The 18353-nt window shown below is 42.1% G+C and carries 20 protein-coding genes; 3 read left to right on the top strand and 17 right to left on the bottom strand.

Going from position 1 to position 18353, the window contains the following annotated elements; genetic code table 11:
* Nucleotides 1–122: 122 nt before the first annotated feature.
* From C6Y07_RS00700 to C6Y07_RS00665, 7 genes are all read right to left on the bottom strand, one after another.
* A complete protein-coding gene (locus C6Y07_RS00700) occupies nucleotides 123–2042 on the bottom strand; it encodes a stage V sporulation protein D (protein ID WP_106036772.1) in 1920 nt (639 codons plus the stop codon).
* Nucleotides 2043–2167: 125 nt separating this feature from the next.
* Entirely contained in the window at nucleotides 2168–4318 is a 2151-nt protein-coding gene (locus C6Y07_RS00690) for a penicillin-binding protein (RefSeq protein ID WP_223254134.1), read from the bottom strand.
* A gap of 7 nt (nucleotides 4319–4325) precedes the next feature.
* A complete protein-coding gene (ftsL, locus tag C6Y07_RS00685) occupies nucleotides 4326–4673 on the bottom strand; it encodes a cell division protein FtsL (RefSeq protein ID WP_012009864.1) in 348 nt (115 codons plus the stop codon).
* A 37-nt stretch (nucleotides 4674–4710) separates the two neighbouring features.
* On the bottom strand, nucleotides 4711–5643 hold the full coding sequence (gene rsmH / locus C6Y07_RS00680; RefSeq protein WP_034662564.1) for a 16S rRNA (cytosine(1402)-N(4))-methyltransferase RsmH: 933 nt from the start codon (nucleotides 5641–5643) through the stop codon (nucleotides 4711–4713).
* Nucleotides 5644–5709: 66 nt separating this feature from the next.
* Entirely contained in the window at nucleotides 5710–6141 is a 432-nt protein-coding gene (gene mraZ, locus C6Y07_RS00675; protein ID WP_060596189.1) for a division/cell wall cluster transcriptional repressor MraZ, read from the bottom strand.
* Nucleotides 6142–6269: 128 nt separating this feature from the next.
* On the bottom strand, nucleotides 6270–7889 hold the full coding sequence (gene bshC, locus C6Y07_RS00670) for a bacillithiol biosynthesis cysteine-adding enzyme BshC (RefSeq protein WP_060596188.1): 1620 nt from the start codon (nucleotides 7887–7889) through the stop codon (nucleotides 6270–6272).
* 65 nt (nucleotides 7890–7954) lie between these two features.
* Nucleotides 7955–8854, bottom strand: coding sequence for a 2-dehydropantoate 2-reductase (locus tag C6Y07_RS00665; RefSeq protein WP_060596187.1), 900 nt, complete (start codon nucleotides 8852–8854; stop codon nucleotides 7955–7957).
* Nucleotides 8855–9064: 210 nt separating this feature from the next.
* On the opposite strand from C6Y07_RS00665, the gene C6Y07_RS00660 reads away from it, so the two are divergent.
* Nucleotides 9065–9544 carry an N-acetyltransferase gene (locus C6Y07_RS00660; protein ID WP_003211702.1) on the top strand — a complete coding sequence of 160 codons (480 nt, stop codon included), beginning with the start codon at nucleotides 9065–9067 and terminating at the stop codon, nucleotides 9542–9544.
* A gap of 46 nt (nucleotides 9545–9590) precedes the next feature.
* Here the strand turns inward: C6Y07_RS00660 and gerR are convergent, their stop codons facing one another.
* The 3 genes from gerR to C6Y07_RS00645 all read right to left on the bottom strand — a co-directional run bounded on the left by gerR (nucleotide 9591) and on the right by C6Y07_RS00645 (nucleotide 10987).
* Nucleotides 9591–10130, bottom strand: coding sequence for a sporulation-specific transcriptional regulator GerR (gene gerR, locus C6Y07_RS00655; protein WP_060596186.1), 540 nt, complete (start codon nucleotides 10128–10130; stop codon nucleotides 9591–9593).
* A 138-nt stretch (nucleotides 10131–10268) separates the two neighbouring features.
* Nucleotides 10269–10442, bottom strand: a complete 174-nt coding sequence (gene rpmF, locus C6Y07_RS00650) for a 50S ribosomal protein L32 (protein WP_008354700.1) — start codon at nucleotides 10440–10442, stop codon at nucleotides 10269–10271.
* Between the two features lie 26 nt (nucleotides 10443–10468).
* Nucleotides 10469–10987 (bottom strand): YceD family protein, encoded by a 519-nt coding sequence (locus tag C6Y07_RS00645; protein WP_034662575.1) that lies wholly within the window; start codon nucleotides 10985–10987, stop codon nucleotides 10469–10471.
* A gap of 206 nt (nucleotides 10988–11193) precedes the next feature.
* Between C6Y07_RS00645 and C6Y07_RS00640 the strand changes: the two genes are divergently transcribed.
* Nucleotides 11194–12438, top strand: a complete 1245-nt coding sequence (locus C6Y07_RS00640; RefSeq protein WP_060596400.1) for a nucleotidyltransferase — start codon at nucleotides 11194–11196, stop codon at nucleotides 12436–12438.
* Between the two features lie 38 nt (nucleotides 12439–12476).
* Here the strand turns inward: C6Y07_RS00640 and C6Y07_RS00635 are convergent, their stop codons facing one another.
* Both C6Y07_RS00635 and C6Y07_RS00630 read right to left on the bottom strand, forming a co-directional pair.
* On the bottom strand, nucleotides 12477–13505 hold the full coding sequence (locus C6Y07_RS00635; protein WP_066030950.1) for a SepM family pheromone-processing serine protease: 1029 nt from the start codon (nucleotides 13503–13505) through the stop codon (nucleotides 12477–12479).
* A 4-nt stretch (nucleotides 13506–13509) separates the two neighbouring features.
* Entirely contained in the window at nucleotides 13510–14289 is a 780-nt protein-coding gene (locus tag C6Y07_RS00630; RefSeq protein WP_106156131.1) for a patatin-like phospholipase family protein, read from the bottom strand.
* A gap of 158 nt (nucleotides 14290–14447) precedes the next feature.
* On the opposite strand from C6Y07_RS00630, the gene ylbJ reads away from it, so the two are divergent.
* On the top strand, nucleotides 14448–15656 hold the full coding sequence (gene ylbJ, locus C6Y07_RS00625; RefSeq protein ID WP_060596184.1) for a sporulation integral membrane protein YlbJ: 1209 nt from the start codon (nucleotides 14448–14450) through the stop codon (nucleotides 15654–15656).
* A gap of 18 nt (nucleotides 15657–15674) precedes the next feature.
* On the opposite strand, the gene coaD is transcribed toward ylbJ, so the two are convergent.
* The 5 genes from coaD to C6Y07_RS00600 form a co-directional block, all read right to left on the bottom strand.
* On the bottom strand, nucleotides 15675–16157 hold the full coding sequence (gene coaD / locus C6Y07_RS00620) for a pantetheine-phosphate adenylyltransferase (RefSeq protein ID WP_060596183.1): 483 nt from the start codon (nucleotides 16155–16157) through the stop codon (nucleotides 15675–15677).
* A gap of 3 nt (nucleotides 16158–16160) precedes the next feature.
* Entirely contained in the window at nucleotides 16161–16748 is a 588-nt protein-coding gene (gene rsmD, locus C6Y07_RS00615; RefSeq protein WP_258182064.1) for a 16S rRNA (guanine(966)-N(2))-methyltransferase RsmD, read from the bottom strand.
* 280 nt (nucleotides 16749–17028) lie between these two features.
* Entirely contained in the window at nucleotides 17029–17301 is a 273-nt protein-coding gene (locus C6Y07_RS00610) for a YlbG family protein (RefSeq protein ID WP_003212137.1), read from the bottom strand.
* A gap of 66 nt (nucleotides 17302–17367) precedes the next feature.
* Nucleotides 17368–17817 carry a regulatory iron-sulfur-containing complex subunit RicF gene (gene ricF, locus C6Y07_RS00605; RefSeq protein WP_007499807.1) on the bottom strand — a complete coding sequence of 150 codons (450 nt, stop codon included), beginning with the start codon at nucleotides 17815–17817 and terminating at the stop codon, nucleotides 17368–17370.
* Between the two features lie 57 nt (nucleotides 17818–17874).
* Entirely contained in the window at nucleotides 17875–18282 is a 408-nt protein-coding gene (locus C6Y07_RS00600) for a hypothetical protein (protein ID WP_060596181.1), read from the bottom strand.
* Between the last annotated feature and the right edge of the window lie 71 nt (nucleotides 18283–18353).

Genomic DNA, 18353 nt, shown 5'->3' with positions numbered 1-18353 from the left:
CAGCGTATTCATTAAGTTTCTGTTGGAAAAAACACACTTTGGACTCTTTTTTTCAAACGGTCCTTCTCTTTCAACAAAAAGAGGCAGCCGAATGAGTGCGGCTACCCTCTGTTCATTCTTTATTATTCATCGTTTAAGTATAATCTGATCGTGGAGCCTTCTTTGACCTTTGTCCCAGCAGCAGGTGATTGCTTCACTACTTTACTGCCAGTTCCTGAGGCATCGATCTTTAGGTTGATCAAGAGGGATTCAAGATCTGAAACAGATCCCCCTACAAGATTCGGTACTTCAATGGTTTTTGTGTCCAGCCACTGATACTTCTTTTCAATTTGGCCTTTTCTTTTTTTCACACCCATCTCAGGCAGGCTGTCCCGCATAATATGACCAACAATTGGTGCGGCCACGGTACCACCAAATTGAATGGTGCCTTTTGGGTTATCCACAGCCACATAGACTACAATACTTGGGTCATCTGCAGGCGCAAATCCGATAAACGACACAATGTGGTTATTCTCCATATACTTTCCGTCCTTTACCTTCTGTGCTGTTCCTGTTTTTCCGCCGACCCGATACCCTTCAACAAATGCATTTCGGCCAGTTCCTTGGGCGACTACACTTTCAAGTGCAAACCTGATTTCTTTAGATGTCTCTGCTGAAATCACTTTCTTTTTGGCAATCGGTGATTGCTTTTTCACGACCTCTTTTGTGATTGGATCTATCCATTCTTTTGCAATATAAGGCGTGTAAAGTGTCCCGCCATTTACCGCAGCTGCTACTGCAGCTACTTGCTGAATCGGCGTAACAGATACACCTTGCCCAAAGGCCGTGGTCGCCTGCTCTACAGGACCTACACGATCAAGCGGGAACAAAATCCCCCGCCCTTCCCCTTGAAGGTCGATTCCTGTTTTTTGACCAAATCCGAAATTTTTAATATAGGAAAATAATTTATCTTTCCCAAGACGGTCTCCTAGCTCTACAAAGCCGGGGTTACAGGAATTTTGAACCACTTCCAAGAATGACTGTGATCCGTGCCCGCCTTTTTTCCAGCACCTAAGTCTTGCACCATCAACTGTCACAGATCCGCTGTCAAAAAATGAATCGCGCTTTAAATTTACTTTCTTTTCTTCTAATGCTGCTGCAAGTGTAATAATTTTAAACGTCGAACCCGGCTCATATGTGCTCCACACCGGAAGATTTCGGTTAAACACTTTTGGGTCAACTGATTGATAGTCAGCTGGATCAAAATCTGGTCTGCTTGACATTCCCAGCACTTCACCATTTTTCGGATTCATCGCAATCGCAATCATACCATCTGGATTATACTTTGCCTGCGCATTGTCTAATTCCCGTTCTATGATGGTTTGTACTTTTGAATCGACTGTTAATTTCATATCAAGACCATCTTTAGGCGGTGTATAATCGTCTGCTTCATCTGGCATTTTCTGCCCTTTTGCATCGGAATAAAACTTCACAGAACCTTTTTCGCCTTTTAGATCATCGTCATAGTAGGCTTCCAGTCCAAGTAAACCTTGATTATCGATTCCAGCAAAGCCCAGTACATGTGAAAGAAAGCTGCCAAACGGATAATGTCTGATGCTGTCTTCTGCTACATACACGCCTTCTAAATCAAGCTCTCTTACTTCTTTTGCTTTTTCATGAGATACCTTTCTGCCCTCAGGAGAAATTCGTTCAATTGATGTTTTCTTCGTGACATGCTTGTACGCTTTCTCTTCAGACATATTCAGTACTGCTGCCAATTTCTTGCTTGTTTCTGCAGGATCTTTAATTTGCCGAGGGACGACCAATATAGATGGGGCACTTTTGTTCGTCGCAAGCTCTACTCCATTCCGGTCCAAAATATCTCCCCGTTCCGGTTCGAATGGAAGGTTTCGGCTCCATGAATCTTTTGCTAAGCTTGTCAGCTTCTCGCCCATAATAAACTGCACATATCCTAATCTAGTATCTATGATGAAAAAAATGATCACCCCAAACAGCAGCACGAAAAGCAATCGTTTTCTCACTGTTACACTTGACACTCGCACGCCCGGTTCACTCCTTACATATGGCTTGTTTTCATCATATGCAGGCCCGTCCTTTTGTAGAACGCTACGTGATATTCAGCTGGAGCAAAAGAAAAAACCTAGCAAGCGGTTTGCTAGGTTTAAAGTTAATTTGGGCTTTTAAATGTCACAGTGACGACTTTGTCTGAAATCTCCGCTCCACTTTTGACACTTTGTTTTACAGCATATCCTTGTCCATTTGTTTCTATATGCACACCGGAAATCGAAGCATATTGAAGGACTTCCCTTCTGGACCAGCCTGTCATATCAGGCATCTTAATGGTTTTCCCTGCTGTTTTCAAGAAGACTTTCTGGCTTTCAGAGAATTCAGAGCCCGCACTCGGCCACTGGCGTTTAATGGAGAGGCCGTCTCCAATGACAACAGGCGCTAAGTGTTTATTTTTGGCTTCTGTTTCCGCCTGCTTCACTTCTAAATCCAGGAATGAAGGCATCGTTTCTTGTTTCACTTTTTCTGCGCCTGATTTTTTATCGTCTGTTTTTGTTGGTGCAATATTTAAATATAGCAGACTATTTTTCATCACAGGGTTAAAGATTTGAGAAACCGGGGCAGACCCTGTTTCTGTTTCAGACAGCTGCGGCTGCTGTACAGCTACATAAACAAGCAGCTTCGGATCATCTTTTGGCGCCATTCCCATAAATGAAAAGACGTAATCGTTTCTTCCTTGGAGGTAACCGCCGGCACCGCCAATTTGTCCCGTTCCTGTTTTTCCAGCAACGTCGAAGCCTTTGATTTGGTAAGGCTGACCTGTTCCAATTTTTGAGGAAACAACCTCACCTAAAATGTCGCGAACTTGCTTCGCTGTATCAGATGAAATCGGTTTTCCTGCTGCTGTTGGTTCGTGCTGCAAAATCGTTTTGTTTGTATTCGGGTCTGTAATATGGTCAATGACATATGGCTTCATCATTATTCCGCCGTTTGCTATCGCTGTGGCTGCTTCGATTTGTTGAATCGGTGTGATGGCTGACGCTTGACCATAAGCCGTCGATGCTTTGTCATATTCGTATCTATAATTGATTTTGCTAGACGCTTCGTTCGGCAAGTCAATCCCCGTTTTGTCATAGAAATGGAACTTCTGCAAATATTGTTCGTATCGTGTGAAGCCTAGTTTTTCTTTCGCCAGCTTTGCAAAGGCCACGTTTGATGAGCGAAGAACCCCTTGATGAAAGTCAATTTTCCCCCAGCCATTTCCGTTGTTGTGGTCTCTCACAAGGCCGCCGCCTACTTTATAAGTACCAGATTGATATTTGTCACTGCCTTGGTAGACCCCTTCTTGGATCGCCGCAGCGAGGGTAAAGATCTTCATCGTTGAACCTGGTTCAAACGCATATGAAATGACATCATTGTTATAATTCGTAATGTCTAGTTCATTTAAATTAAAGCTTGGCCGCTGCCCCATCGCGAGAACCTTTCCAGTTTTCGGATCAACGACTGTGGCAATGATTTTCTTCGGCTTATACTTTTTGGCAACCTGCGTCATACTTTCTTCAAGAAACGCTTGAATTTTCTGATCGATGGTCAGCGTGACGTTTTTCCCGTCTTTCGGGGCAACAATGTCTTCTTTACTATTCGGCAAGGCCCATCCGCTTCTGTCACTGTTATATGTCACATAGCCGTCTTTCTCTTTTAAATATTTGTTCAGTGCCTTCTCAAGTCCCATTGCACCTGACATGTCCTTTGTCGCCTCATCTAATCTGGCATAACCGATCAGGTTAGAAGCAAACATGCCGTTTGGATAATATCGCTTCGTGTCTTTTTCAAATGCGACCCCTGGAAGCTTTAGCTTTTCAATTTTTTCCTTCGTTGAAAAACTAATATCTTTCCCCGCTTTACCAAACTCAACTTGGAATGCATCTTTTGTATTGAGACGCTTTAAAATTTCATTTTCACTCATGTCGATGACTTTTGAGAGCTCTTTTGCCGTCTTTTCTTTATCGACGACATGCATTGGATGCTTAGGGTCCACTGTCATTTTCTTGCTCATGACCGCAATGAGCTTATACACAGATGTATCCTCAGCAATCACATTTCCATTCCGGTCTAAAATAGACCCTCTTTTGGCTTCAAGTGTTTTCTTCGATTGATATTGTTCATTAGCCTTGGCGGCTAACACTTGTCCATCAACCGTTCCTGTAATCTGAATATAGATAAAACGTGCTAGGATGATAAAGAAAAACAGGGCGAAGCAAATACTTGCAATTGCCGCGCCTCTGTTCATCATTTTATTCTTTTTAGGCATCGCCATGTTAATCGACCTTCTTAACATCTTTCGATATGCTTAAGCCTGCTTTTTTCGCGGCTTCGATGATTCTTTCTGGTTCACTCAGCAAGTCTTTTTCCTTTTGAAGCTCAGTGATCTTCTTCGATTCTAAAGATACTTGCTGTTCTAATTTCTGCACTTCAATATTGGCGTGATAGACAGCAAAGGCTTTAGAAATGATGAGAATGGAGCTGCACATAAGAGCCATGACAAACATGACAAGTAAGATTTTTTCACCAAGTGTGATAGAACCTCTTCTTTTAATGACAACCGATTGGCCTTGCTGCTCTGTTTGATGTTGCTTCACTTCTCTTTGATAAGCCAAATTACTCATAAGAAACCTCCTTTTTATCATCATCTATGGTGTCGTTTTACTTTTTTTCTGCAATTCGGAGCTTCGCTGAACGGGCACGGTTGTTATGTTCCAGCTCTTGTTCTGATGCAACGATCGGTTTTCTCGTGATCAGCTTCAGCTTTGGTTCAAGTCCTTCTGGAATCACTGGTAGTCCGTGCGGAAGTTCTGGAAGAGAAGACATTTCTCTAAATGTACTTTTACAAATCCGGTCTTCAAGTGAATGGAATGTAATGACAGAAATTCTCCCCTTCGGATTGAGTAACTCTATTGCTTGTTCTAGTGCTTCTTCAAATACTTTCAATTCATCATTTACGGCAATTCGAATCGCTTGAAACACTCTTTTCGCTGGATGTCCGCCAGTTCGTCTTGCAGGTGCCGGAATTCCTTCTTTGATAATGTCGACAAGCTCACCCGTTGTTTCAATTGGCGCTTTTTTTCTTGCTTCTTCAATTTTGCGTGCGATTTGCTTGCTGAATTTTTCTTCCCCATATTTGTAGAAAATCCGAACTAGATCTTCAAATGGCCATTCATTCACCACTTTTTTTGCCGACAATGCGGCTGATTGATCCATTCGCATGTCAAGAGGTGCATCATGGTGATAACTAAAGCCTCTCTCTGGTGTGTCGAGCTGAGGAGATGAAACCCCAAGATCAAAAATCACACCGTCTACGCTTGTAATACCTTGTTCATTCAGACGTTCTTTTAAATATCGGAAGTTGCTTTTTATGAAAAGAATGTTCGCTTTAGCATCCGCGAGCTTCTCTCGTGCATGATCCAGTGCAGCATCGTCTTGGTCAAATCCAATCAATGTTCCTTTTTCTGATAATTGAGATAGTAAATATGAGCTATGACCTGCTCCGCCCAGCGTGCAGTCCACATATGTACCGTCTTCTTTTACGTTTAAACCGTCAACTGTTTCTTTTAATAATACTGTCTCATGTTGAAACATGATGTTATGGTCCCACCTTTTTCAAATAGAAATGAATGTGTAGAAAGCTTGCTGCACAAGGGATTATTATATATCAAATCCAATCATGTTTTCAGCAATTTCAGCAAAAGAATCTTCTTGCTCTTCTGTATATTGTTCCCAGATCGACTTACTCCACAACTCAATTCGATTTGAAACGCCGATGACCACACATTCTTTTTCGAGTTTTGCATATTGGAGTAGGTTTGATGCGATGTTTATACGCCCCTGCTTGTCCAGATCGCATTCGACTGCGCCAGAGAAGAAGAACCGGGTAAACGCACGTGCATCTTTTTTCGTTAGCGGTAGTGCTTTGAGTTTCTCTTCGATTAGTTTCCACTCACTCATAGGGTAGCCAAATAAACATTGATCAAGCCCTCTCGTCAGCACAAACTGTTCTCCGAGACCGTCTCTAAATTTAGCAGGGATGATCATGCGCCCTTTTGAATCAATCGTATGCTGGTATTCACCCATGAACATGATAATCAGAGCCCCACTTTCTCACCCTTACTCTCCACTATCCACCACTTCTCTCCACAAAACTTATTCTACACTGTTTCTACATAAAAAAAAACCCTGAACTAGTCAGGGTTCATTAAAACTTTATTTCAAAGTTTGACAATTTGTTGCTTGTTTTGAAATGAAAATGGCAGATTTTTGAACGTTTTGAAGAATTCTGGTCCATATTTGTTTAAAAAATACATGATATTCCAAATTCTTTCTTGCGGGGCGTCCAGTGGTTTTAAACTATTTTCAATCCGTTCAAAGTCCCGAAGGATATATCCTTCCTTCTCTTCCACACGCTGCGCCACCTTTTGATAAACAAATTGAAGCTGGTCTTCGATAAATTTGGCATTTTTATCTAGCAGCTGCTCGAAGTTTGGTTCAATCTCCAGTGCTTCTTGTCTCATCACACCATGAGCATTCGCTAATTCACGTTTGGCCTGTTGAACTGCTTGAACAAAGCTGTCTGGAAGACTTTGTTCAAAGTGCGATTCTTTCTTTTCATTCACTCCGCTTGTCAGCACTTCTTCTACCGACAGTTCTCTAACCGGCAGTTTCTTGTCGATGTGCCTTTCAAGAATGGTCACATGCAGTCTTGGAAGAACAGGCGCCATTTTTAATTTAAAATGCTCAAAGATTCCTTTCAGTTCTCCCCAATAGTTAACCTCACCGTGTCCTGCCATAAAAGCAAGTGTTGGGAGAAGGCTTTCCTGCATCAAGGGACGCGTCACCACATTGTTGCTAAACCGTTCTGGGTGCTCCTCAACTTCCTGCAGAAGCTCTTCCTTTGTCCATGTAAGCCCCACTTCTGATATAGAAAACCGGCCGTTCTCTTTCTCAATTAGGAAACGTTCCTCATCATATTCGTAAAATAGGTTTGCCTGACTGTCACCAGCTTCAATGATCGGCTGATATCCTGCTCGTTTCATGGCGGCCTGCGTGTCTTTTAAGCGAGCAGTGACTGCATCATTTGTCTCAACAATGTGCTTGAATAACGCACGCTCAAGTGGTTTGACACCTAAGTCACCTGAATTAAATAAAAGCAGTCCATCTTCTTCAAAGAGGTCACTTACAATCCATTCAAAGAAATCAGTAAAGGTTTGTGATTTGCGTAAACATCGAAGAAGCTGATCGAGCAAGTCATTGGTGTACGCAGATTCTTCATATGTTGAAAACACATCACGGAGCCATTTCTCGGTTTTTTCTTGATCAAGCGGGATTCTTTTCGCAGCCGCTTTTTTGACGTTATGTAATGGCAGCTTTTGTTTCACTGGTTCTTTTTCGCCAGACGTGTACACAAAATTAATTTCATCTACGTCATGATCCTCACCGGCTACCCAAAAGACCGGAATCACTGGGACTCCAAGCTCTGATTCTTTTTCTTTTGCAAACTGAATGATGGATATGATTTTATGTATGGTATAAAGCGGTCCTGTTAATAGACCAGCCTGCTGTCCTCCAACCACCATGACACTCCGTTCATCACGGATCTTTTCAATGTTCTGACGCATCGCTGCCGATTCAAACTTTGCATGGTATGCGCTCATATAATCCGCTAAAGCCTCGCGCGGGAAGCTCATTTCCATGAGATCGTCGTATCTCTTTTTCCATGTGTGCTCAGAATGTATATCATAATCAAAAAAAGTCGTCATCTCTTTTTTTTCTTCTATATAATCACGTATGAATAAATTCTGACTTCGGATGGAAAGTTCAGTCAATTGCATGTTTAGAACTTCCTTTCTTCAATAAATAGTTAGTTTCCCGAAAAAAGTATAGCATGTAAATGATCTCACTCAAAAGATTTTGTTTGCTTTTTTTCCAATACTTCCAAGCTTCGATAAAAGAAAGTGAGATGTGGCGCCGCAACACCTTGAACTTGAGCCTTTTTTAAAAGATAGCCAACGATGGCTTTTCTTTCGGTTTGGCGGCCTTTCACAATATCTTGAAGCATAGACGACTGATTCGCAGCCGTTTTCTCACAAACAGAGATGACATAAGGCCAGAGCCGCTCTTTTTCAGACAATCCCAAGATGGATACCGCTTCATCAAATGCACATTTCATCATGTATTCATATGAGGGGTTTGCGATCAATTCCCCGTTTCTCACATGCAGCAAAGCCGTCAGCGGATTAATACAGACATTGACAAGCAGTTTTTCCTCCAGCACCTTTTTCCATTCATCCGTATAGATCATCTGAAAATGAGATGATGTCTCATTCAATGCATTTTTTATATCAGCTGCTTCCTCATGCTGAAATGCCCCCCACTTGATGACACCAATACCTGTATGGTTCACTGCATGATCTGACATCTTCATAGCCCCGTGTTCTACCACACCTATATATAATGAATGTGCCGTTTTCCAATTCTCCAAATCTAATAAGTGAGCCATTCCGTTCTGTAAAAATAAGATACGCTGACGAGGTAATGTCGATAATTCATCGAGCACATCTTGCAAATGATGATATTTCACCGTCACGATGAGCAAATCAAATACTCCTGTTATTCCTGTCTGTGCATGAACAGCCGCCTGACATGTTTCTCCTTTTACTGTTCGCTGAATGCCTGATGCTCGAATCTCTTCTGCCTGCTCTTTTCTTCTTGTAAAGACCGTGATGTCATGATGCTGTGATAAATAACTAGCACAAAGCAGACCAATCGCACCGCCGCCAATGATTCCAATGTTCAACTGCCGCACTTCCCTTTTTCTGTTTACTTCATTATATCAATTATTGTAACAGGTTCATGTCGTGATGCAAAAAGCAGATGGCGCGCTATGATTGAATTTTTTTAATTTAAAAACTATAATAATAAGTGTAAAAACTTTTCGAGGCGGATGGGATGAAAACGCCTTCAATGACATCACTGTCGACATTATGTGTGTAAGGGGGAAGATCATATGGCACAAGTAAAACGACTTCTAATTAATTACAAAACTTTAGAGGAATTTAAACAATTTAAGGAATACGGCATACAAGAGCTATCCATGCTTGAAGACCTTGAAAGCAATATGATTGAAAATGACAGCAACTCTCCATTTTACGGAATTTATTTTGGAGATAAGCTAGTGGCACGTATGAGCCTTTATCAAGTGGACGGCTCAACGACAACGTATTTTAACCACAATCATGATTATTTAGAGCTGTGGAAGCTGGAAGTGCTTCCTGGGTATCAGCGCAAAGGGTACGGCGAAGCACTTGTTGAATTCGCCAAATCGTTCGGATTGCCAATTCGGACCAATCCGCGCGTCAAATCAGCCGGTTTTTGGGATAAAATGGGCTTTGAAGCAGTAAAATATGATATGGAGCGCGATAAGGGTGAAAATCCACTCATCTGGGAGCCCGCTCATATTCAAAAAAATACAGGTGAATCCGCTTAAAGACTGATCACAAAACGCCCCTCCTTTCTCTGTGAGGGGCGTCTCTTTATTTAGCATATTCTTTTAAGCTGATATTCTGTTTGACTCTTTCAACAATACCTATGAGTGCCCGGTAATCTTCTTCTGTCATTTTTAATTGCCGCTTTAAGTGTTCATTTTCTTCTGTAAGTGACTTCAATTGATGCTGTGCATCTGCCAGTTCCTCGCGTAAATGAGCAGGTCCATCAGGTTCTTTTTCAAGCTGCTCTAAAAACTGAATCACTTCTCGAAGGGTCAATTCAGCCTGAATTGAAGATGTCTTCTCTTCTATGGTTAACGCATGCTGTGGTAAACCAGAGGAATGAATACCGATTTTTTTACGCAGTTCTTTCCGCTGTTTTTTCGCCAGCTCTATGCCTGCCTGATATTGTTTTCTAACGTATGAGTTCCACCTGAAACCACATGCTGCAGCTGTTCTTGACAATGCTTTCCCGACTTCCTCAAATGCGGAAAGCTGCGTTCCTCCATCTCGAATGTGCCTTAAGACGACTTCTGCTAAAAGTAAATCTTCATCTTGTGTCCATGCGTCCTGCCTTGTAATCGTCAATTGATCATCCCCCCTGAATCTGAATACCACATCATATGCGCCTACTAGAGTAGATAGACTATTTGCAGGAGAGAAACCTAAAAAATAGACAAATAAAAAAACGCAAGGGAAGATTCCCTCACGTTTTTTTATCAAGCATTAGTTACTTTTTACGTCTTTGCCTTTGTATGTTCCGCAAGATTTGCAGACACGATGAGAAATTTTCATTTCACCGCATTCTGGGCAAGCTACCATACCAGGTACTTGTAGTTTGAAATGCGTACGACGCAATCTTTTTTTCATTTTAGAAGTTCTTCTAAAAGGTACAGCCATTATTCCCACCTCCTTAAAGAGTTAAGTTAAGATTCATTATTTTCTTCTAAGAGCTTCTTCAAGCCTTCCAGACGCGGATCAATTCGGTTTTGATGTGCATCTTCCGAAATGACCGCCCAGTCATTCCCTTCTTGTGGTGCAGCACCTTTTACATCCGTTTGGTCGCAAAAGATTTGCATCGGCACTTCAAGAAGAATTTCTTCCTTGACTATAGGCGTTAAGTCGATGATGTCGTCTTCTACAATAGAAACGTCTTCATCTTCTATATCGTCTGTCTTATGAAGTACAAATAGTTCTTTCGTTGAAATCGCAAATGGATAATTTACATCAACAAGCGTTCTTGAACAAGGCAATGTCATTTCACCTGTGATGGTTAAATCAAATGCGACTTGCTTTGATTCGATCACTCCAGTCCCTTTCACCTCTACCGGTGAAATGCGACGTATATCTGAATGAAGGCTAGTAAGTTCATTTAAGTCAACCGTCTCATGAAAATCGAAGCTGTTTTTAGCTTTTTGATGTAACTGATAAACTGTCCATTTCAATTGTATCACCTCTAAGAGCAACAAACATGATTATAGCTTTCATCATGTTATTTGTCAATATTTTTTCTTTACAGTCCTTTGTGATGTCAGAGGGTTGTTTGACATCAGTTCGCGGAATGCCTACACTGAAAAAAATGGGCTTCATTTTTCCCTTATGCTACTTTAGCATAGACCATTTAACCATAGCAAGAAAGGCGGAACATCTATTGAAAGCAACAGGAGTCGTTGTCGAGTATAATCCATTTCATTATGGACATGCCTATCATGTTCGTCAGGCGAAAACACATACCTCCTCAGATGTTGCCATTGCCGTCATGAGCGGTTCCTTCCTCCAGCGTGGTGAGCCTGCCATCGTCTCAAAATGGGCGCGGACAAAAATGGCGCTGCAAAACGGTGTAGACATTGTGTGTGAGCTTCCATACATATACGCAGTGCAAAAGGCAGAAACCTTTGCAAACGGTGCTGTGGCGATTCTAGATGCTTTAAAATGCCGCTCCCTTTTTTTCGGCAGCGAGGATGGTGACATTAAAGCATTTGAGCGAACGGCTCATGCTTGGCTTGAGAAAAAAGGAGAAATTGACCTTTTCACAAAAGAAAAGGTGAAAGAAGGCCTTAGTTATCCAGCAGCTGCAGCAGCTGCGTTTCAAGAGGTGATTGATCCTAAGCACTTACTGGATCTGTCCAAGCCAAATAACATTTTAGGTTTCCATTATGTCAAAGCCATCTTGGAGAGATCCCCTCACATGCAGCCCTTTACCTCTCAAAGGATTTCATCTGGTTATCATGATGAAGAACTTCCTAAAAATCAGAAAATCGCAAGCGCAACAAGTATACGAAAAGCCTTAAAAGATCACGGCACATTTGAAACAGTCGCCCCATATCTCCCAGAAGCTACGCTCAAGCAATTACATGACTATCATTCTTCTTATGGTCTTTTACATACGCAAGAAGCCTACTTTAGCTTCTTAAAACAAGTCTTTCACACAATGGATACAGCAGAACTAGAAGGCATCTATGAAATCGAAGAAGGCATCGAACACCGCATGCAAAAGGCGATTTCACATGCGTCCTCCTACGAGGAATATCTATCTCTTGTGAAAACAAAACGATATACGTGGACAAGGCTGCAGCGGATGAATACACATCTCTTAATGAGGGTGAAAAAGAGTGCCATGCATGAGCTGCTGAAAGAGAGAGAAGCGCCTTACATTCGTTTACTTGGTATGTCAAAGAAAGGGCAGCAATACTTATCTCTTGTGAAAAAAGAATTGGACGTGCCGCTCATAAGCAAGCTGTCTGCCTTTTCACATCCCGCACTTGATCTTGATATTCGCGCGTCCCGCGTCTTCAGCCTGCCCGTTAGTGAGCCAATGCAAACGGACTTAACGGAAGCGGAGTTTAAAACCTCACCGATCCGATATGATGAAGAGACTGGTCTCTTCCAGTCTTAACAAAAAGAGCAGCCTTGATGAAGGCTGCTCTTCTTTGATTAAGATGCTTTCTCTTTTAATTTGTTTAAATAGTTCAGGGCATCTTGCATCGTATCTACAGGCACAATTTTCATATCACTTTTAATATCTTTCGCTGTTTTGACAGCATGTCGGTAGTCTGAATTTGAATCACCTTTATCGTTTGGTGCAAAGAATATATCTTTTCCGGCTTTATCTGCCGCCACGACCTTTTGATCGATTCCGCCAATTGGACCGACCGTTCCATCGGCGTCAATCGTCCCCGTTCCCGCAATCGCATAGCCATGTGTTTCGTCTTCTTTTGTGAGCTGGTTATAAATTTCAAGTGACATCATGAGACCTGCTGATGGGCCGCCGATATTTTCAATATCCACCTTAATGGAAGGCGAGACTTTCACATTTCGATCTGTAAATAATGATACACCGATTCCAACTCGATTCGGCTCTTCTTTAAATGGTTTTAACGTCACTTTCTCCGTGATGTCTTTGCCATTTCGTTCAAGGACAAAACGGACAGATGTACCTGCTTTTTTGCTGCTGATATACGAAACCATTTTATCAGCAGAATCATAGGTCTTGCCATCAACGCTTTTGATTCGGTCGCCCACTTCAATTTTGCCGTAAGCAGGCATTCCTTTCATCACGTAGCTAGCATATACCCCGTTAAACGTATAATCTACTTTTTTGCCTGCTTTTGTATACGCTGCAATCATGGCATTTTCTTGAGAGCTTTTCATCAGCTGAAGCTGCCTTTTCATATAATCTTCATCCGACTCCCCGTCCGCTTTAATATTTTCTTCCGGGACGATCTCGTCATATTTATTCATTTTCGCAAGCAAATACGTATACGGATTGGCTGGACCTACTTTTATCGTCATAAGTGAGAAGCTGCCCTTCTCGTCATATCCGCCGTCTACTTGAATGTGGGGAGCAATCTCGGTTGCATCACCCGGCTTTGTCACGTAATATGGCAGTTTGACAAAGGTTAAGCCAAATAATACAAGGATAACGACAAAAAAGCTGAGCCAGCGAATATTCAATTTTTTCATTCGATTAACACTCCCATTTATCAATGACATCTTTCAGTTTACCTGTTAGTTGATCTGCGGCGAGCTCACCTGCTTCAATCATCTCCTGTACCTGTGTAAATGCACTCGAGCTAAATGCTTCAAGCCTCGGCCGGATCATGACATCAGCGTGAATGGTTTGATGACGGACCAATTCATTTTGAAGGATGTCCAAACTCTGCATAATCACATCCGATAATCTCGTCGCCTTTTCTGTTTTTTTCACCCTTGATACATCAGAGGCGATAATGAGGTCCGCGCCCATTTCTTTTAAAACAGACACAGGAATGCGGTCAACAACCGCTCCATCGACTAGCTGTCTGCCTCCCATTTCATGAGGAACAAACACGCCCGGAATGCTGATGCTTGCTCTGACTGCTTGTGAAACAGACCCTTTTTTAAACACGACCTTCTCCCCTGTCTCGAGGTCACAGGCAACCACCGCAAGGGGCATTCTTAATTCTTCAAATTTCTTCCCATATGTAAACGTGTGAATCAGCTGCAACATTCGATTCCCTTTTAAAAGACCGATTTTTGGCAGTGTATAGTCAGCATAATACTTTCTTCTGAAGACAAGTGCAAGTTTTTTCATTTTTTCTACGTCTTGTCCTGCCGCATAAAAGCTCCCAACAAGTGCGCCAATACTGCTGCCAGCGATCATATCTACCTGAATTCCTTGTTTCTCAAGACTAGATAAAACTCCGATATGCGCCATTCCCCTCGCACCCCCGGAGCCTAACGCAAGTCCAATGACTGGTCGCCTCATGAAAATCCACCCTCCTCTTTTCTATGCATATATACGAATCTATTGGTCTAAACATGCCCCTTCTGCTCGTATAGTAATAGAAGACAGGCTCGGCTAGTGTCTTTCTTTTTTGATCACGAGCTCGCCAATAGATCATAACAGCAAGGGGCGAAATCTCCATGAAAAAATGGAACACTCTGTTCATCGCTGCTTTTTTTATCTTTTTAACAGCCACTGTGATTACACATCCACAAGCCTCTTTGCAAGCGTCTAAAAATGGACTTGCAATGTGGTGGGAGGTAGTATTTCCATCATTGCTTCCTTTTTTTATTTTGTCCGAGCTATTAATTAGTTTCGGGATTGTCAGATTTGTCGGGGTATTATTAGAGCCATTTATGCGCCCCATCTTTCGAGTGCCTGGTGTAGGGGGATTTGTCCTAGCAATGGGAATGGCATCAGGCTTCCCTTCTGGTGCGAAATTAACCACAAGACTCAGGCAGGAAGGACAACTGACACAAATCGAAGCAGAGCGCCTCGTTTCTTTTACAAATTCATCGAATCCATTGTTTATTTTCGGTGCGGTGGCTGTTGGTTTTTTTCATCATCCAGCTTTAGGGATTGTTTTGGCATGCGCACATTATTTAGGGAATCTCGCTGTTGGTGTGACGATGCGGGGATATAAAGCGCGGCATGATGCACATCTGAGAAGCCGTAAGCGATTTTTATTCCCACCGTTTCAAGAGGCATTCAGCGCTCTTCATACAGCAAGACTCGCAGAGAAAAGACCGCTCGGCCAAATTTTAAGTGATGCGGTGATGTCATCAGTCCAAACTCTCTTTATGATTGGCGGCTTTATTATCTTATTTTCTGTATTTAGTAAAATGCTGTCAGTTGTTCATGTGACGGACCTCTTATCCATAGGGATCGGATATATGCTGCAAACGATGCATCTTCCGCCAGAATTAGATCTTGCGATGATTGCCGGTTTATTTGAAATCACATTAGGAAGTCAGCTGACAGGGTCACAGGAAGTCACCCTTCTTGCTAAAACGATTGTCGTCAGCTTTATATTAGGATTCAGCGGGTTTTCTGTTCAAGCTCAGGTCGCTGGCATTCTGGCGGCAACAGATATACGCTTTAAACCGTTTTTCTTCGCTCGTTTGCTTCACGGAATTTATGCAGCTGTTTTTGCCTTTTTATTGTTCAAGCCTCTTTATGTCTCTCGATCTGACATGGCTCTCCCAGCAGGTGCCTTTGAAGCAAGCCAGCAGGTCGTCGTGTACAGCAGTGTGCTTTGGAATCAGCTTGTGACAGCTGGCCCATTGATCACGCTATGCAGCTTGATCTTGTATATCGCGCTATACTATCAGAAATTAAAAAAAGGATGAGTGCACGGTGCGGTGCACTCATCCTTTAAATTTTTCTTTCAGCGCTGCTTCTACCTCTTTTGGGACAAGATCTTTGACTAATCCATGATATTTCGCTACTTCTTTGACAATGCTGGAACTTAAGAAGGAATATTGATTGTTGGTCATCATGAAAAACGTTTCAATTTCATCGTTTAACACTTTATTCATTGATGTGCCTTGCATTTCATATTCAAAGTCCGTCACAGCTCTTAATCCGCGTAAAATGACTTTGGCTTCTTTTTGTTTCGCATAATCAATAAGCAGACCGTGAAAGGATTCAACTTTGATATTTGGCAGATCCTTCGTCGCCTGGCGAATGAGCTCACACCGTTCTTCAACGGTAAATAACGGTTGTTTGGATGAGTTATTTAGTACACATACATACACTTCATCAAAGATCTTTGCACCTCTTTTGATGATATCCAAATGGCCCAATGTGACTGGATCAAAGCTACCCGGACAAACGGCTATGTTTCCCATGCTTTAATTTCCCCGCTTTCTATAGATCGTAATACCAGTCAACCCGTACAGTTCCTGTCTTGATATGTAAAGCTGTCCAGCTTCCTCTGGCAGTGTGACGTCCTTATCATGCTCACACACGATCACGCCGTCATCTGTTAATAAGGCATGCTCGTCAATCATTTCAAGAAGTGCTTTCAGCTGTTGATCTTTATAAGGCGGATCAAGAAAGATCGCTTGAAAGGATTCCTCTCGTTTCACAACGGCTGAGAGTGCACGCTTTGCCTCGTTTCGAAACACTTCACTTTGATCGAGCAGCGACAATTGGTTGAGGTTTCCTTTAATCGTCTGAATTGCCTTCATATCTCGATCAACGAAAATGCAATGATCGAATCCTCTGGAAAGCGCTTCAATTCCTAAACCACCGCTTCCCGCAAATAAATCAAGGGCCCATCCGCCATCAAAATACGGGCCGATCATATTAAATATAGATTCTTTTACTTTATCTGTCGTCGGTCTTGTTGATTGACCTGGTACCGCTTTAAGTGTGCGGCCTTTTCTCGTTCCAGAGATGACTCTCATTTTCCCACCACTTTTTCTGCTTGCTTCTATTGGTTATTGTTTATGACAAAAAATTCAACATTATCTTACCACAACACTCCGCAGGGGACAATGCAAGGATTTTCATTCATTTTCTATGTATAGATCAAGGAATGCGGGGTCATACTATTTATAACAGCATCTGATGTGGTGCTGTTGCCAACCGCGGAGAAGACTTACGTTTCCCCATAAGTTCTTCCTCCGGTTTCTCCTCTCCCTTTGCCTTCTCCTTAATGAATCATTAAGAATAGAAGGACCCCGCGGGTGATGCCGCGGGGATTTTTTTGTGTCTTTAAAAGCCCACTTTATAATCATACTCTTTTGCTTTGTCCAATTTGGATTCGTACTCTAATTTAATAAAAGGTTTATATGAAGGCTCAACACGCTTCACAAATGGCAATGAGCTGAGCTTAGCCATATGACGCTCGAGATCATTCATATCACAATAGATCACTGCATACTTCATTTTCCTTGAAATATAGTGAACATTTCCAAATTTTCTTAGCGCCTTTGACTGCTTTAACGAATGCAGCCAAACGACCATCCCTTGACGTTTGGTTTCCATCTTTTCACCTGCCGCTTTTTCAATTCTTTTCAGTCATTATGTAAAAGACGAGACATTCAAGTCTCGTCAAGATACTTTACAGCCACAGCTGCCACCTGATCCACAGCCACCGCCGCATGATGATAGACCATCAAAATATGGGTTCCCTGTTGGAACTTTGATATATGCTGATACAGCTTGACCGATTTCAATACTAATCTCATCTAAGATGGATTGAATCGCTGTTTCTGCTTTTTTGAAATCAACCACTGTATCGTGAAGATCTAACTTTCTTTTGACCTCACGCATTTCCTTTGAGATCGTTCTATAGTCCGGATGGTATTTGCCGAACCGCTGCACATCCTCATATTGCTCTTTTACTTTTGTAAAATGGGCAATAATTTGTTGGGCTTCTTCGTCTTGCTGGAGACGCTTAAAGCAGTTGCGGTAATGTTCAGCCTCCTCCGACTGAAGAATCATGGCAGCCAATTGATTCGCTTCCTCTTGGAGCTCCACAGATTCGATTGTCGCATACATAAATGTTGCACCTCCAATTCATAGTTTACCACGAAACCTATGGATCAGAAAATGCTTTTACGTGACAAATACATCCCATGTTTCTCTTTTCTGCTTATATTCTGGATGACGGGAATTGAGCACAACGGTCATTTTATGCTTTCCTTTTGAAAGATGCTTGACCACAAATGCAGCAGTATACTCATTGCCTGCACGTTTTCCGTCTACATACACTGTAAAATATCCCGTCTTCTCATTCTTTTTTAGACGCGAAGGTTCAAGATGAAAATCTTGTAGTGTACTTTCTATATAGACAGAAGACCCCTGCACTTTGTATTTTAAAAAGCCTTGCTGCTTCATTTCGCTTTCGGCTTGCTGCATCACTGGTACAGCTGGATCTTGCTTCATGACTTGCTTCTCTCCATGTTGACTTTGACACCCGGTGACAAGAAAAAGCAATGCGCATATTGACAGCATCCATTTCATCTTCTGATTCTCCTTTCATCTACTTTTATAGGATGCTCAGGAAATAGACATCTTAATCAACTCAAAAAAGC

Origin of the sequence: Bacillus sp. LNXM12-1, from assembly GCF_003004375.1 — a bacterium.
GTDB lineage: Bacteria > Bacillota > Bacilli > Bacillales > Bacillaceae > Bacillus.
Note: the sequence above shows the minus strand (reverse complement) of the source record. Positions and strands in the feature narration are given on the sequence as shown.

Excerpts from the sequence above, each read along its gene's own strand:
- C6Y07_RS00690 (WP_223254134.1), bottom strand. The coding sequence starts at position 4,318 with ATGCCTAAAAAGAATAAAATGATGAACAGAGGCGCGGCAATTGCAAGT.
- ftsL (WP_012009864.1), bottom strand. The coding sequence starts at position 4,673 with ATGAGTAATTTGGCTTATCAAAGAGAAGTGAAGCAACATCAAACAGAG.
- rsmH (WP_034662564.1), bottom strand. The coding sequence starts at position 5,643 with ATGTTTCAACATGAGACAGTATTATTAAAAGAAACAGTTGACGGTTTA.
- mraZ (WP_060596189.1), bottom strand. The coding sequence starts at position 6,141 with ATGTTCATGGGTGAATACCAGCATACGATTGATTCAAAAGGGCGCATG.
- bshC (WP_060596188.1), bottom strand. The coding sequence starts at position 7,889 with ATGCAATTGACTGAACTTTCCATCCGAAGTCAGAATTTATTCATACGT.
- C6Y07_RS00660 (WP_003211702.1), top strand. The coding sequence starts at position 9,065 with ATGGCACAAGTAAAACGACTTCTAATTAATTACAAAACTTTAGAGGAA.
- rpmF (WP_008354700.1), bottom strand. The coding sequence starts at position 10,442 with ATGGCTGTACCTTTTAGAAGAACTTCTAAAATGAAAAAAAGATTGCGT.
- C6Y07_RS00635 (WP_066030950.1), bottom strand. The coding sequence starts at position 13,505 with ATGAAAAAATTGAATATTCGCTGGCTCAGCTTTTTTGTCGTTATCCTT.
- C6Y07_RS00630 (WP_106156131.1), bottom strand. The coding sequence starts at position 14,289 with ATGAGGCGACCAGTCATTGGACTTGCGTTAGGCTCCGGGGGTGCGAGG.
- ylbJ (WP_060596184.1), top strand. The coding sequence starts at position 14,448 with ATGAAAAAATGGAACACTCTGTTCATCGCTGCTTTTTTTATCTTTTTA.
- coaD (WP_060596183.1), bottom strand. The coding sequence starts at position 16,157 with ATGGGAAACATAGCCGTTTGTCCGGGTAGCTTTGATCCAGTCACATTG.
- C6Y07_RS00610 (WP_003212137.1), bottom strand. The coding sequence starts at position 17,301 with ATGGAAACCAAACGTCAAGGGATGGTCGTTTGGCTGCATTCGTTAAAG.
- ricF (WP_007499807.1), bottom strand. The coding sequence starts at position 17,817 with ATGTATGCGACAATCGAATCTGTGGAGCTCCAAGAGGAAGCGAATCAA.
- C6Y07_RS00600 (WP_060596181.1), bottom strand. The coding sequence starts at position 18,282 with ATGAAATGGATGCTGTCAATATGCGCATTGCTTTTTCTTGTCACCGGG.